The organism is Pseudomonas sp. Irchel s3b5, from assembly GCF_900187435.1.
In the GTDB taxonomy this organism is placed as follows: Bacteria; Pseudomonadota; Gammaproteobacteria; order Pseudomonadales; family Pseudomonadaceae; genus Aquipseudomonas.
Genome location: NZ_FYDY01000002.1, coordinates 63,735 through 77,044, shown reverse-complemented (window position 1 = coordinate 77,044; position 13,310 = coordinate 63,735). Strand labels below are relative to the sequence as shown.

Genomic DNA, 13,310 nt, shown 5'->3' with positions numbered 1-13,310 from the left:
CTCGGGCATCGACCATCGCAAAAAGGGCGTCATGAAGCCACTGGATAAATTTCTCGCGGATATCGACCAAGGCGACTGGGACGTTCGCAGCAGTGCGACCGATTACCCGGAAAACTGGTTTATTCAGCCGCACTCCCACGAGAAGCACCAACTGATCTACGCCATCGAAGGCGTGATGGTGGTGCACTCCGCAAGCAGCCAATGGACCGTACCGCCGAGCCGGGGCATCTGGATGCCATGTGGGCAGGTGCACTCGATTCGCTGTGTCGGGCCACTGAAAATGCGCAGCGTCTTCGTGCGCCCGGAAGCGGGGTTGAATCTGCCAGAAGAAACCCGGGCCGTGAGTGTTTCTGCACTGCTGAGCGAACTGATCAAAGTCTCGGTGGATTTCGACGTCAGCGGCGAACCCGACTCAAGGGAAGCCCGCGTGCTGCGCCTGATTCTGGATGAACTGACGATCCTGCCGACTTTGCCACTGAATCTGCCCCAGCCTGCCGACTCACGGATCAACCAGATCTGCAGCGCATTGCAGCGTGATCCCGGAGACGGCTCGACCCTGGCCGACTGGAGCGCACGCCTGAGCCTCGACGAAAAAACCATCCAGCGTCGCTTTCGCAAGGAAACCGGCATGACCTTCGGCCAGTGGCGCCAGCAATCTCGGTTGCTGCTGGCTCTGGAGCGCATCGCCGTCGGGGAGAAGATCATCGACATCGCCGGGGAGCTGGGCTACGACAGCCCGAGCGCGTTCACGACCATGTTCAAGAAACAGTTCGGCAAGACGCCGAGCGAGTTTTTCAAGTGAAGGGAAGGGTGTTGTCGTCGCTCGAATGCACTCATTAAACGTGCGCTGAGAGCGCCTGTTTAAAAGGCCTGTAGGTAATGTCCCGTAAGCTACAAGCCCTTGCGCCGTTGCCTACGCTTACGCCAGAATCCGCCGGCTTGTGCACCTTGGGGGCCGTCGGTAACTTGATTCCCATCACTGATTGTCAGTGATCGGGTTTAGTCGCTCGGTGGTAATTGAAGTTGTGCAAGCGTCTGTCAGACAGGTCTTCGTACCTGCATTTGATGGTGGCTGTGCGTAGGGCACCTTTGGGTGCGCCGGTTTCTTCAATTCCCCGGTCGACTAACCTGCGTACAGCCGCCACCCCTTCGTTTAGTCGCGAAGCGGTGTCAGCACCATCGTAGGAATTGAAGATTATGTTCAAGGTAACCCCCAACCCGCCGGAAAACGATCCGGCCTCTCCGTACGAACCCGATTCAAACAAACTCAACGAAGCCGCCGAACGCGCCCTCGATTTCCACTTCCCCTCGACCGCCGATATCAAAGCCACACCGCGTACAGTCAGCACACTGTTTACCGTCGACCCGCAGGCCGATACCGAAACCCTGGTGGTTTACCTGGTCGAGACACTGGCCTCGGTGGACGTGATGGTGCACCAATTGGTGGACCACCTGGACGGTGGCTCGCGCAATGCGCTGCTGGGGATTTCCAACAGTGTGATGCTGGCGGAGATCACGGCGAACCGGGTGTTGGATCAGATGGATCCGCCGGCGTAGGGGCGGTTCGTTTGAACCGTTGGTTTGCTCACGCGGTGAACAAATCTTCCATTCACCGCTGTGAAATGCCCCTATGACGTCCGTCACGCGCCAGCACAAGCCGCACAGAGCCCCGGGACCGGTAAACACCGGTCCCGGGGTTTCGCGTTTTTGGGGGCAGTTGGATCGTTAGGAGGCCGAATAGCCAGTCTGGCTGAGGCATAGGCTTATTGCAGCGGCAACATCAGTGTCAGTGGCGAAACGGGGCTTTCGATAAAGCACGCATACTTTTTATAAAAGTCTGCCAAACCTTGATCCAGTGCATGAACCAAAAGCGCACGGGACCCCACCGCTTCTGACGCCGAAATTGAACGCTCGATGGCGTCTTGCAACAGGGCGATGGCCACACCCTGGTCCTGGATTGTTCTATCGACACCCAAGCGACCGAGCACCGTGACGGGGTATTGATTGGGGGCATTGCGTTGCAGCTTTTTGGGGGCTTGGTCGCGCATGACCGCGCCGATGGTCAGCGTGTAAAAGCCCAGCACTTGCAGTGTGCCGTTGCGGCAGATCACGTAAATGACGGCGTCTTTTGCAGCCTGGGCTTTCAGGGCACGCTTGACGTTGGCATCAATGGATGCCTGACCGCATTCAAAGGTGCTGAAGTCGTGTGTTTCATTGAGTTTTACCGGGGCGCTCTGTCCCAGATTTTTGGCCTTTGGAGCAGTTGCTTCAGGCACTTGTTTTCTCTGATGGGGTTGTCTTCCAGGGCCCTTTCGAATTGGTCAAATGCGGCGGCGTCGAGAACAAACAATCGCCTATCCAGGATGATGTCCTCGGCTTTTTGACACGCCGCTTCAAGGATAAAGCTGGTTCGATCGCGACCGGACATGGCTGCGGCCAGATCGATCAGGTTTCGTTTTTTTGCGTCCGTTCGCATGTTGATTGGAACGGGCTTGCTTTTTTCAACGCTTTCAATGGTTGCGGACATGGTGCTTTTCCCATCTGTGGGTAGGTAGATTATTGAAGGTGGACCTCCTTATGGTGTTAGCACATCGAACGTGTATTTACTTTTCATTATCTGACTCTTTTGAGGTGGCCCGGAGAGTCTTGGACCATGTTGCTAACGTAAAATCTGGCGTTGTGAGGTGTGAAGCCATAGAGGCAGCCTCGGTGTTGATTTTAGAGTTGTGTGTAGCTCATACCTACACGCCGTGTAGCTTTCGGATATACGGCGCTAGGCGCAAGGGATGGAGCACTTATCACCGCAGGAAGGAAGGTTTTCCAGGGTTATGTGGCCAAGCACTACTGCTTGTTTAAAAGCTGTCAGCGTTACTTCCTGAAAGCCACAAGACCTTGCGCCGTTGCCTACGCTTACGCCAGAATCCGCCGGCTTGTGCGTCTAGGGTCCAAGTCATATCGTTTGCGTGTCGTTGCCAATTCAGCGACCAGGCTTGGAACCCTGATATACAAACGGTGCGTAGCCCCTACGTTACATGCTTACACGCTGAAAAGTGTGTTCTGCGTTATGGCGGCTGTGCGCGGGAGACCTTATGGTCTGCCGGGTTCCGTTTACCCCGGGTTCCAACCTGCGTACAGCTGCCACCCTTCGCTTGGAACCGAACGGTGCAGCTTTAACTCGTAGACGGAGAGTTGCTATGTTCAAGGTCACCCCCAATCCGCCGGAAAACGATCCGGCATCCCCGTACGAACCCGATTCAAACAAGCTCAACGAAGCCGCCGAACGCGCCCTCGATTTCCACTTTCCCTCGACCGCCGATATCAAAGCCACACCGCGTACAGTCAGCACACTGTTTACCGTCGACCCGCAGGCCGATACCGAAACCCTGGTGGTCTATCTGGTCGAGACACTGGCCTCGGTGGATGTGATGGTGCACCAATTGGTGGACCACCTGGACGGCGGCTCGCGCAATGCGCTGCTGGGGATTTCCAACAGTGTGATGTTGGCTGAGATCACGGCGAACCGGGTGCTGGATCAGATTGATCCGCCTGCATAAAGACGCTTCAGTAAAGAAACTACCTAGCGCCCTGCGGCAATCACCATGACCGATGGTGATTGCCTCAATGTTTTGCCCACAAGGCCTGGCATACGCTGTGCGCCAAGGGAGGCCCGCACGGGCTGACAATCGCCGGAGCGTGGTATGCGTTTTTTTGAACTGATCACTTTGACCGTGCGGGTGCGCACGGTGAACGATGCACTGGTGCGCATCGAAACTGCGTTGGCGAAGCCAGAAGTCGGTGGGGCGTTGATGGGCTGCTGGGCGTCGGAGATCGGCCAGTTGAACCAGATCACCGTACTGCGCGGCTATGAAGACGAAAGCCTGCGGCAGGCCGAGCGTGAGCGCTTCCTGTTGGGCGGCGAAGTGTTCGGTGTCGGCGAGCTCATCACCGATCTGCGCATCGAGAATTACACGCTGTTTCCTTTCCTCAAACCCTTGCACGCCGGGCAGCATGGCCCGTTCTACGAAATGCGTGTCTATGACCTGATCAGCAGCGGCCTCAAGCCCACGCTCGACGGTTGGAGCAAAGCCATCGAAGCGCGCACCGCCGAACAATACTCACCGGTGTATGCGGCGTTTTACGCCACTGATGGTTCGCTGCCACGTTATCTGCATATCTGGCCGTGGGCTACGCTGGAAGAGCGTCTGCAAGTACGGACCCAAGCGGTGGCCGACGGCGTCTGGCCGCCGGAAAACTCCGGTCCGCAATTGCAGGACATGTGTTCGACGATCTATTTGCCGGCGAAATTTTCACCGTTGCAATGATCGGTCAGCCGTTGTCCCGGCCGTGAGCGGCGGCCGCCAGTTGCTCGGTATCGACGCGCACAAATATCGAATCGCCAATGGCGGTCAGCACTTCACCGGCGTAGACCTCGCAGACCACGCGGGTTTTGCGTCCAACCTCGCCTTCGACTTTGGCGCGCAGGGTCAGCGGTAATCCCATGGGTGTCGGCTTGATGAACTTGATGCCCAGGTTGCCGGTGACGCAATTGATCCGCGGCAGGCTGGCGGCGTCGCGCTGTTCGGCGCGGTAGTGGTACGCCATCGCCGTCCAGTTGGAGTGGCAATCGACCAGCATCGCGATCAGGCCGCCGTACACCAGGTCCGGCCAGCCGCAATATCGGGCGTCCGGCACGTGCTCGGCCATGACGTGCACGCCGTCTTCGTGCCAGAAGCTCTTGATGTGCAGCCCGTGCGGGTTGTCGGGGCCGCAGCCGTAACAAACGCCGTCAGGCGCGGCGGTGTCTTGCAGGGAGGTGTCGTGCCGGGACATACCTTGATCATCCTTTGAAATGTGAACCATCACTTGATGGTTCTACAGTTTCCCTCAAAAACGATCCAGTCTGTAGGGCTCAGTCGCGGGTAATCCTGTAGAGGCTGCGACGCTCCCGGGCAGGGCCAGTTGTGCGATGAGTTCGGCCGTTACTGCGGCCTGCGTCAGCCCCAGATGTTGATGACCGAAAGCAAGCAGGACCTTGCCGTCGCACACCCGGTCGATGATCGGCAGCGAATCCGGCAGCGAAGGGCGGAACCCCATCCACGGCGTTGCGGCTTCGGCATTCAACTCGCGACGGAACAAACCTTTGCTCAAACGGTGTAGCTGCCAGGCACGCTCCATGCTCGGTGGCTGATCAAGACCGGCGAACTCGACCGTCCCCGCCAACCTCAAGCCTTCGGCCATGGGCGTCATGATGAACTTGCGCTCCAGCGAGGTCACGGCAAACGGCAACCGTTCAAGCTCGAGGGGCAACATCAGGTGATAGCCGCGCTCGGTGTCCAGCGGGACTTTTTTGCCGGTCAGCGCAGCGGTGAGTTTCGCCGAGTGAGCACCGCAGGCGATCAGGACTCGTCGGCTGGAGACTCGGCCTTGATCGGTGATCAACGAAACGCCGTGTTCAGTGAGCTGTCCGCCATCGACCCGTTGCTTGAGGAACTGCACGCCGCTAGCCTTGGCCGCATTGACCAGTTCGCCAACCACCCGAAACGGGTCGAGAAAATGCCCGGTGCGCGGGAAGAACAATCCGCCCTTAATGCCTTCGCTCAGTTGCGGGGCCGCTTCGCGCACGGCGTTGGCCTGCCAGAAATCGACGGGCACCTGTTGCTGGCGCATGCGTGCCAGCACTGCTTCGATGGCGGGTTGTGAATCGGGCCGTTCGAACACCAGCAGCGAGCCGTCTTCTTTCAGCAGATCAGGGCGGGCGATTCCGCTCAGCAACCGTTGCCAGGCGTCCAGGCTGCTTTCATTCAAGGCGCGGATGCCGGCCACGGTGCGCTGGAACGGCGCCGGGCGCAGGTTCAGCAACAGACGCATGAACCAGGGCAGGGCGCGGGGCATGTATTTCCAGTCCAGGCGCAGCGGGCCCATCGGGTCCATGAGCATGGCGGGCAGGCGCTTGAGGATCGACAGGTCGGCGATGGGGAACACCTGCTCGGTGGCGAGGTGCCCGGCGTTGCCAAATGAAGCGCCGCGACCGGGTTCCTGCTGGTCGATGACCACCACTCGATGGCCTTGGCGGGCGAGCTGCAAGGCGCAGGCAACGCCGATGATCCCGGCGCCGACCACGGCAATGTCATGGGCAAAGTGGGGCGAGGAAAGATTCGACATGGCCTAGCCTTCTCTCTGGCCGTCGAGCAGGCGTCGCAGTTGCAGCGGATTACCCTGCTGGAGCGCGGCGGGGAGCAAGGCGTCCGGGAAATCCTGATAGCACACCGGGCGCAGGAACCGCAGGATTGCCGCGGTGCCGACCGAGGTGGTACGTGGGTCGGACGTCGCCGGGAACGGCCCGCCATGGACCATGGCATCGCACACTTCGACGCCGGTTGGCCAGCCGTTGACCAGCAAGCGGCCCGCCTTGCGTTCCAGCACCGGCAGCAAGGCCCGGGCGCTGTCCAGATCGGCGTCATCCAGTTGCAGCGTGGCGGTCAACTGGCCTTCGAGGTGCTCGATGACCTGACGCATTTCATGATCATCGGCGCATTGCACGATCAGCGAAGCGGCGCCGAACATTTCAGCCTGCAACGCGGGGTTCGCGAGAAAATCCTGTGCACGGCTGACGAACAGGTGGGCCTGGCATTGGTTGGGTGTTTCACCCGCCAAACCGACGGCGGCTGCCTGGGCATGCGCGTGCTCGACCAGCGAGCCGACGCCGGCCTCGTAGGCACTGAAAATCCCGGGCGTGAGCATGGTTTGCGCGGGGCTGCGACGCACAATGTCGGCTGCTGCGCTGATGAAACGATCGAGGGCAGCGCCTTGGCGGGCGATCACCAGACCAGGGTTGGTGCAGAACTGACCGGCGCCCTGGGTCAGCGATGCGACGAAGCCTTGAGCCAATGCCTCACCGCGAGCTTGCAGGGCGGCCGGGAACAGCAACACCGGATTGATCGAACTCATTTCCGCGTACACCGGGATCGGTTCCGGACGTGCCTGCGCCGCTTGGCACAAGGCGATGCCGCCACTGCGTGAACCGGTAAACCCCACGGCCTTGATGCGCGGGTCAGTGACCAGAGCGATGCCGACTTCGCGACCGGAACCGAACAGCAGCGAAAACACACCCTCGGGCAGCGCGCACTGTTTCACCGCACGCGCCACCGCACGGCCGACCAGTTCGCTGGTCCCCGGATGTGCGCTGTGCGCCTTGACCACCACCGGGCACCCGGCGGCCAATGCCGAAGCGGTGTCGCCACCGGCGACGGAGAAAGCCAGCGGAAAATTGCTCGCACCGAACACCGCCACCGGGCCCACGGGGATCTGTCGTTGGCGCAGGTCCGGACGGGGCAGGGGCTGGCGTTCTGGCAGCGCGTTGTCGACGCGTACATCCAGCCATTCGCCGGCGCGCACGGTGCGGGCAAACAGGCGCAGTTGCTGACAGGTGCGGCCCCGTTCGCCCTGGATGCGCGGGCGCGGCAGGCCGGTCTCGTCAACGGCGCGGTCGATCAGTTCATCGCCGAGGGCTTCGATCTCGCTGGCGATGGTTTCAAGGAATTCAGCGCGTGCGTCCAGCGAGGTTGTGCGATAGCCGTCGAAGGCGGCCGATGCCAGGGCACACGCCTGTTCGACGTGCTCGCGGCCACCTCCGAGGTAGGCCGGTTCGAGTGGCAAGCCAGTGGCGGGATTAATGGCCCGGATCGCTTCGCGATGCCCGGTAACGGCTTGCTGACCGATCAGCAGGTTGCCTGTCAGAGTCATGGTGGTTCCTGAAAAAAATAGGTGGGGACGAAAACAAAAGCGGCGCGACCCGGCGCGCCGCCGTGCAAGCCGGGTGAACGTCAGGCGACGTTCTGCTCGGCCGACCAGTGCTCGTACCACTGGCGGAACAGCGCGTACTGGTTCTCGGCGTAACGACGCTGGGCATCGCTGAGCACATCGGTTTCGTTGAAGTGCAGCGCGTATCCCTTGTCGCCGTTGAGCACCATCAGGTGCTTGTAATAAAGCACCAGGTCGCAACCCTCGTCGAAGGACGACAGCACCGCCAGTGCCGATTCCAGCTCGCGGGCCTGACGACGGGCCTTGGCGTCGCCTTTGGCAGCTTGCTTGCTCAATGCCACCAGTTGCAGCACTTCGCGTGGCAGGGCGTTGCCGATGCCGGTGATGGCGCCGGTGGCGTTGCAGTTGACGAAGCCGTGCACCACTTGGGTGTCGACACCGACCATCAGGGTGACGGCGTCATCCTTGGAGGTGATGTGTTCGGCGGCGTAGCGCAGGTCGGCAGCACCGCCGAATTCCTTGAAGCCGATCAGGTTCGGGTACTCGCGACGCAGTTCGAAGAACAGGTCGGCACGGGTGGCGAAGCCGTAGTAAGGGCTGTTGTAGATCACGGCGGGCAAGCCCGGTGCGGCTTTCAGAATTGCGGCGAAGTGAGCTTTTTGCGCGATGGCCGAAGCGCCACGGGACAGCACACGAGGAATGACCATCAGGCCATGGGCGCCGACCTTGGCCGCATGCGCCGCATGGGACACCGCTTCGCGGCTGTTGACCGCACCGGTACCGACGATGGTCGGAATGCCGGCAGCCACCAGGCGGGCCACGCCTTCCTGACGCTCGGCCTCGGTCAGCAGTGGCCAGTCACCCATGGAACCGCAATACACGACGGCACTCATGCCGATGTCGATCAGCTCGCGACCCTTGGCCACCAGTGCGTCGAAGTCCGGTTTGCGGTCGGCGGTGCACGGGGTCATCAGTGCCGGAATGCAGCCAGTAAAAATGTTGTCGCTCATTGTTGTAACTCCTTGACGCGTTCATTCAGATTTATTGAGGGAAGAGGCGTAGGGCTCAAATGCCCCACGCAAAAGGATCGTGTTCGTCGATCAGCAACATGGCGTCGGCGGTCATGTAGGCGCGGCCCGTGATGGACGGGATGATGCGTTCGCCGTCCCATTCATAGCTGCCGACGAACTGGCTGCCGGTGATGCTGGCCTGGACCCAGCGCTCACCGACGGCGAGTTTTCCGTCGGCCGCCAGGCAGGCCAGTTTGGCGCTGGTGCCGGTGCCGCAGGGTGAGCGGTCGTAGGCCTTGCCCGGGCACATGACGAAGTTGCGGCTGTCGGCCTGGTCGTCCTCGGCGAACAACTCGACGTGGTCGATCAGCGCGCCGTCTTCGCCGTGGATGCCTTGGGCTTCGAGGGCCTTGAGCATCGCCCAGGTGTACTCGGTCAGGGCGTCGACATTGTCCATCTGCAACGTTTTGCCGTGGTCGGACACCAGGAAAAACCAGTTGCCGCCCCAGGCGATATCGCCATGGACACGACCATGGCCGGGCACCTCGACCGGCACCTGTTGGCGGTAGCGGTAAGCGGGCACGTTGCGCAGGGTGACGTTGCCGTCCTCATGCAACGTCGCGTTGACCGGGCCGACCGGGGTGTCGATCTTGTGCACGCCGGGCTGGATGTGTCCCAGGTAATGCAGCGAGTTCACCAGGCCGATGGTGCCGTGGCCGCACATGCCGAGGTAGCCGGCGTTGTTGAAGAAAATCACGCCGCAGGTGGCATCCGGCGACACCGGTTCGCAGTACAGCGCACCCACCAGCACATCGTTGCCACGAGGTTCCAGCAGGCAGGCGCGACGCCATGGGTCATGCTGCTCGCGCAGGGCATCGCGCTTCTCGGCCATGGTCCGGCCGGGCAACTGGGGCAGGCCCGACATCACCAGGCGAGTCGGTTCCCCGCCGGTGTGGGAATCAATGACATGTACTTTTTTCATAAACCTTTCCATTCAGAGGAACACGCAGGCATTGCTGGCCTGAATTTCAGCGAGAGGTTTGGGCGGACACGCCGATTGGGCGCTGGCCTGTGGTTGTGCCGGTGTGAACAGGATCGGCTTTGCTTTCACCGTCCTCTTCTTCCAGGCGAACCAGATGCGCCGGCACGCCGGTGGCCGCGCCCCAGTAGTAGATGCCCATCGCACAGGCTGCCACGACCACGGTGTCGAACGGGTGGGTGAGCACGCCCATGCCACCGAAACTGCCGAGCCAGGACAGCACGATGGTCACGGCGTAGAAGCCGATCAGCCATGCCGAAGAACGCACTTGCTGGGCCAGGCTCAGGTGTTGCGTCGGCACATAGCGACCGCACAGCAGGTAGATCACGAACATCAGGATTTGCAGGCCGAGCAGCCAGGACACGGTGTTCCAGCCCGACCAGTAGACGATCAGCGCGGCGATGATGAACGACACCGGGCCGAGGACGCCCATGCGCTTGACCTTGAACGGTCGCGGCATGTCCGGCGCATTGCGGCGCAGTGCGGCAACGGAGACCGGCGCGACGGCATAGCTCAGCACCAGCGCGGCGGAGACCACGTTGATCAGGGCTTCCCACGAAGGGAAGGGCAGGGTCCAGAACACCGACAGGGCAAAGGTCAGCCACAGCGCCGGACGCGGGATGCCGGACTTTTCGTCGATGCGGGTGAAGATCTTGAAGAAGGTGCCGGTTTGAGCCCAGCCGTAGATCACACGTGGCGTGGCGTTCATGTAGATGTTGCCGCAACCGCTCGGGGAGATCACCGCGTCGGCCACCACCAGATAAGCCAACCAACCCACGCCCAATGCCAGGGCGATGTCGCGGTATGGCAGGGCCAGTTCTTTGGCGACGCCTGCCCAGCCGTTGGCGAGCATTTCGGTGGGTACACCGCCGAGGAATGCCACTTGCAACAACACATAGATGGCGGTGGAGAGCAGTACGGAGAGGATCAGTGCAATCGGGATGGTGCGTTGCGGATTCTTCACTTCGCTGGCCACCGAGATGATCGGAGTCAGCCCCAGGTAGGCGAAGATAATGCCGCCGGCGGACACCGCCATTTCGACACCGGACAGCCCGAACGGCATGAAACCCTGGGACTGGAAGTTCTCCGGTTTGAAAAAGGTGAACAGCACGCCGATCACCAGCAACGGCACGATGAATTTGAACAGGCTGATCAGGTTGTTGGCCTTGGCGAAGGTTTTCACGCTGTAGTAGTTGAGCATGAAGAACAGGCACAGCAGGCCAAACTGGACCAGCCAGCCAAGCGCCGTTGGATTGCTGGAGCCGGCCTGCGTCAATGCGGGAAACCATGCAGCAGCGTACTGACGCGCAGCGACCACTTCGATGGCCACCAGGCTGGAAAACGCGATCAGCGTGATGAAGCCCATCAGGTAACCCAACAGCGGGCCGTGGGAATAAACCGGGTAGCGAATCACACCGCCGGCACGGGGCAGCGCCGCGCCCAATTCACAATAAACGATGCCCAGCAGCAGAACGGCAAACCCGCCCAGCAACCAGGAGAAAATCCCCGCCGGCCCCGCAATGGCGGAGACGTGACTGGCTGCGAACAGCCAACCGGAGCCGAAGATGGCCCCCAGTCCGATAAACGTAAGGTCTATCAACGAAAGTTGTTTTTTGAACTTGCCTTGGCCTGACATGGCATCGCCTTCTTGTGAGTTATTGGATAGGCAGGTGTGCACTTCAAGTCGCCCCTGTCGGTATTGCCGAGGAGGGCGGTGGCCATAGATTGAACGTGGCGGCGTGCTCGCGATTGATGTTTTTCTTGGGTGTCGATGACGAAATCAGCACAATGGGCAATGTCTGATTTTTGCGAAGGGCGGGTTCATGACTCAGGATGCGTTTGCGATGTTGTGCCAGGGCGACGACTCGAATCGTCCCGAATCCATCGAGCAATTGCTGGCCGGCGTTGCGCTGTTGCTGCCCATGCTGGATGTCATTCCCAATGCCGCGATCTTCATCAAGGATGTGCAGGCGCGCTATGTCATGGCCAACCGTACGTTGGTGCAGCGCTGCGGGTTGAAGCAGTTGAAACCGCTCCTGGGGAAAACCAGCGCCGAGGTGTTTCCGGAGCAATTGGGCCCCGGTTATACCGAGCAGGACCGACGCGTTCTGGAGCAGGGTTTTGTCCTGGAGGATCAACTGGAGCTGCACCTGTACGGCAGTCGAGAACCGGGTTGGTGCCTGACTCACAAGCGACCGCTGTATAACCGCCGCAATGAAATCATCGGCCTGGCCGGGATCTCGGTCGACCTGCAATCGGCGAGCGACACGCACCCGGCGTATCAGCGCCTGGCGGCGGTCGATGAGCACATTCGTGCACACTTCAATCGACGCGTGACGCTTGGCGAACTGACGCGCATCGCCGGTATTTCAGTGGCGCAACTGGAGCGCTACTGCAAGCGCGTGTTCCACCTGACACCGCGGCAGATGATCCAGAAAGTGCGCCTGGAACATGCTTATCGTCTGCTGCACACCGAGATGCCGATCACCGACGTTGCCTTGCAATGCGGCTACACCGACCACAGTGCGTTCACTCGGCAGTTCAAGGCCTCGACCGGATTCACGCCGCGTCAGTACCGGCAGGCGACCGGTCTGGAGCAGTCGTCGAGCCTGGATTAGCGATGCGTCGGGATTGGCCTGTAAACTGGCTGCGTCAAAGGCATTCGCCTTACCCTTTCAAGCAAGAGAATTCCCATGGCAAACCACGACCTGACCTTTACCCCCGATCCTGATGCGGATTCGATTTCCTCCGACGTTGTCGGCTTTGGTGGCGTGCTGGTCTCCACGCAAATTCCGACCCGCGCCGACGGCAGCCTGGAACTGGGCGACATCACCCTGCAAAGCGAATGCACCCTCCAAGCGCTGAAGGTGGCGCTGGAACGTGCGGGCAGTTCCATGGACCGCGTGATGCACCTGACCATCTACCTCACCGACATGGCCGACCGCGCCGCGTTCAACGAGGTTTACAAGCGTTATTTCGCCAAGCCATGGCCGGTCCGCGCTGCTGTTGGCGTAGCGTCCCTGGCGGTCGAAGGCATGCGCGTGGAAGTGACCGCGATGGCGGCCAAAGCCTGATCTCAGCCAGATATGCACAAAACCCTGTAGGAGCGGGCTTGCCCGCGATGGCGGCGTGTCAGTCGACATCCATTTTGAATGGTCTACCGCTATCGCGAGCAAGCTTGCTCCTACAGGGGCATGTTGGTCATGGGCTGAATGTGTGGTCCACGCCGATCAAATGTAGGAGCGGGCTTGCCCGCGATGACGGCGTGTCAGTCGACATCCATTTTGAATGGTCTACCGCTTTCGCGAGCAAGCTTGCTCCTACAGGGGCATGTTGGTCATGGGCTGAATGTGTGGTCCACGCCGATCAAATGTAGGAGCGGGCTTGCCCGCGATGACGGCGTGTCAGTCGACATCCATTTTGAATGGTCTACCGCTTTCGCGAGCAAGCTTGCTCCTACAGGGGCATGTTGGTCATGGGCTGAATGTGTGGTCCACGCC

At 60.7% G+C, this 13,310-nt stretch carries 14 protein-coding genes; 6 read left to right on the top strand and 8 right to left on the bottom strand.

The genetic code is table 11. The annotated features are described in order from the left end of the window. Window positions 1–31 precede the first annotated feature (31 nt). Complete coding sequence (locus CKW15_RS02485) at window positions 32–802, top strand: helix-turn-helix domain-containing protein (protein ID WP_256583053.1); 771 nt, start codon at window positions 32–34, stop codon at window positions 800–802. A gap of 395 nt (window positions 803–1,197) precedes the next feature. Then, window positions 1,198–1,557 (top strand): DUF6124 family protein, encoded by a 360-nt coding sequence (locus tag CKW15_RS02480; RefSeq protein WP_095151499.1) that lies wholly within the window; start codon window positions 1,198–1,200, stop codon window positions 1,555–1,557. Window positions 1,558–1,763: 206 nt separating this feature from the next. Here CKW15_RS02480 and CKW15_RS02475 read toward each other — a convergent pair whose 3' ends face one another. Together CKW15_RS02475 and CKW15_RS02470 are read right to left on the bottom strand one after the other, a co-directional pair. Further along, window positions 1,764–2,276, bottom strand: a complete 513-nt coding sequence (locus CKW15_RS02475) for a GNAT family N-acetyltransferase (protein ID WP_256583052.1) — start codon at window positions 2,274–2,276, stop codon at window positions 1,764–1,766. Continuing rightward, window positions 2,222–2,527, bottom strand: a complete 306-nt coding sequence (locus CKW15_RS02470) for a DUF1778 domain-containing protein (protein WP_095151652.1) — start codon at window positions 2,525–2,527, stop codon at window positions 2,222–2,224. The genes CKW15_RS02475 and CKW15_RS02470 overlap by 55 nt, the downstream gene beginning before the upstream one ends. Before the next feature lie 667 nt (window positions 2,528–3,194). Here CKW15_RS02470 and CKW15_RS02465 point away from each other — a divergent pair. Both CKW15_RS02465 and CKW15_RS02460 read left to right on the top strand, forming a co-directional pair. Continuing rightward, entirely contained in the window at window positions 3,195–3,554 is a 360-nt protein-coding gene (locus CKW15_RS02465) for a DUF6124 family protein (RefSeq protein WP_095151498.1), read from the top strand. Window positions 3,555–3,698: 144 nt separating this feature from the next. Beyond that, window positions 3,699–4,322 (top strand): NIPSNAP family protein, encoded by a 624-nt coding sequence (locus tag CKW15_RS02460; protein WP_095151497.1) that lies wholly within the window; start codon window positions 3,699–3,701, stop codon window positions 4,320–4,322. Between the two features lie 4 nt (window positions 4,323–4,326). On the opposite strand, the gene CKW15_RS02455 is transcribed toward CKW15_RS02460, so the two are convergent. The 6 genes from CKW15_RS02455 to CKW15_RS02430 form a co-directional block, all read right to left on the bottom strand. Beyond that, on the bottom strand, window positions 4,327–4,830 hold the full coding sequence (locus CKW15_RS02455) for a PaaI family thioesterase (RefSeq protein ID WP_095151496.1): 504 nt from the start codon (window positions 4,828–4,830) through the stop codon (window positions 4,327–4,329). A gap of 54 nt (window positions 4,831–4,884) precedes the next feature. Then, the gene (locus CKW15_RS02450) at window positions 4,885–6,162 is read right to left on the bottom strand and encodes an FAD-binding oxidoreductase (RefSeq protein ID WP_095151495.1); all 1,278 of its coding nucleotides are present in this window, start codon (window positions 6,160–6,162) and stop codon (window positions 4,885–4,887) included. Between the two features lie 3 nt (window positions 6,163–6,165). Next, on the bottom strand, window positions 6,166–7,743 hold the full coding sequence (locus tag CKW15_RS02445; protein ID WP_095151494.1) for an aldehyde dehydrogenase (NADP(+)): 1,578 nt from the start codon (window positions 7,741–7,743) through the stop codon (window positions 6,166–6,168). 80 nt (window positions 7,744–7,823) lie between these two features. After that, the gene (locus CKW15_RS02440) at window positions 7,824–8,771 is read right to left on the bottom strand and encodes a dihydrodipicolinate synthase family protein (RefSeq protein WP_095151493.1); all 948 of its coding nucleotides are present in this window, start codon (window positions 8,769–8,771) and stop codon (window positions 7,824–7,826) included. Between the two features lie 55 nt (window positions 8,772–8,826). Further along, complete coding sequence (locus CKW15_RS02435; RefSeq protein ID WP_095151492.1) at window positions 8,827–9,753, bottom strand: 4-hydroxyproline epimerase; 927 nt, start codon at window positions 9,751–9,753, stop codon at window positions 8,827–8,829. Window positions 9,754–9,799: 46 nt separating this feature from the next. Then, window positions 9,800–11,446 carry an APC family permease gene (locus CKW15_RS02430; protein WP_095151491.1) on the bottom strand — a complete coding sequence of 549 codons (1,647 nt, stop codon included), beginning with the start codon at window positions 11,444–11,446 and terminating at the stop codon, window positions 9,800–9,802. A 187-nt stretch (window positions 11,447–11,633) separates the two neighbouring features. On the opposite strand from CKW15_RS02430, the gene CKW15_RS02425 reads away from it, so the two are divergent. Beyond that, window positions 11,634–12,428, top strand: a complete 795-nt coding sequence (locus tag CKW15_RS02425) for an AraC family transcriptional regulator (protein ID WP_095151490.1) — start codon at window positions 11,634–11,636, stop codon at window positions 12,426–12,428. A gap of 75 nt (window positions 12,429–12,503) precedes the next feature. Next, the gene (locus tag CKW15_RS02420; RefSeq protein ID WP_008021538.1) at window positions 12,504–12,884 is read left to right on the top strand and encodes a RidA family protein; all 381 of its coding nucleotides are present in this window, start codon (window positions 12,504–12,506) and stop codon (window positions 12,882–12,884) included. Window positions 12,885–13,310 lie beyond the last annotated feature (426 nt).

What these genes read in the sequence shown, in the direction of transcription:
- CKW15_RS02485 (WP_256583053.1), top strand. Translation starts at nt 32, where the DNA reads ATGAAGCCACTGGATAAATTTCTCGCGGATATCGACCAAGGCGACTGG.
- CKW15_RS02480 (WP_095151499.1), top strand. Translation starts at nt 1,198, where the DNA reads ATGTTCAAGGTAACCCCCAACCCGCCGGAAAACGATCCGGCCTCTCCG.
- CKW15_RS02470 (WP_095151652.1), bottom strand. Translation starts at nt 2,527, where the DNA reads ATGTCCGCAACCATTGAAAGCGTTGAAAAAAGCAAGCCCGTTCCAATC.
- CKW15_RS02465 (WP_095151498.1), top strand. Translation starts at nt 3,195, where the DNA reads ATGTTCAAGGTCACCCCCAATCCGCCGGAAAACGATCCGGCATCCCCG.
- CKW15_RS02460 (WP_095151497.1), top strand. Translation starts at nt 3,699, where the DNA reads ATGCGTTTTTTTGAACTGATCACTTTGACCGTGCGGGTGCGCACGGTG.
- CKW15_RS02455 (WP_095151496.1), bottom strand. Translation starts at nt 4,830, where the DNA reads ATGTCCCGGCACGACACCTCCCTGCAAGACACCGCCGCGCCTGACGGC.
- CKW15_RS02450 (WP_095151495.1), bottom strand. Translation starts at nt 6,162, where the DNA reads ATGTCGAATCTTTCCTCGCCCCACTTTGCCCATGACATTGCCGTGGTC.
- CKW15_RS02445 (WP_095151494.1), bottom strand. Translation starts at nt 7,743, where the DNA reads ATGACTCTGACAGGCAACCTGCTGATCGGTCAGCAAGCCGTTACCGGG.
- CKW15_RS02440 (WP_095151493.1), bottom strand. Translation starts at nt 8,771, where the DNA reads ATGAGCGACAACATTTTTACTGGCTGCATTCCGGCACTGATGACCCCG.
- CKW15_RS02435 (WP_095151492.1), bottom strand. Translation starts at nt 9,753, where the DNA reads ATGAAAAAAGTACATGTCATTGATTCCCACACCGGCGGGGAACCGACT.
- CKW15_RS02430 (WP_095151491.1), bottom strand. Translation starts at nt 11,446, where the DNA reads ATGTCAGGCCAAGGCAAGTTCAAAAAACAACTTTCGTTGATAGACCTT.
- CKW15_RS02425 (WP_095151490.1), top strand. Translation starts at nt 11,634, where the DNA reads ATGACTCAGGATGCGTTTGCGATGTTGTGCCAGGGCGACGACTCGAAT.
- CKW15_RS02420 (WP_008021538.1), top strand. Translation starts at nt 12,504, where the DNA reads ATGGCAAACCACGACCTGACCTTTACCCCCGATCCTGATGCGGATTCG.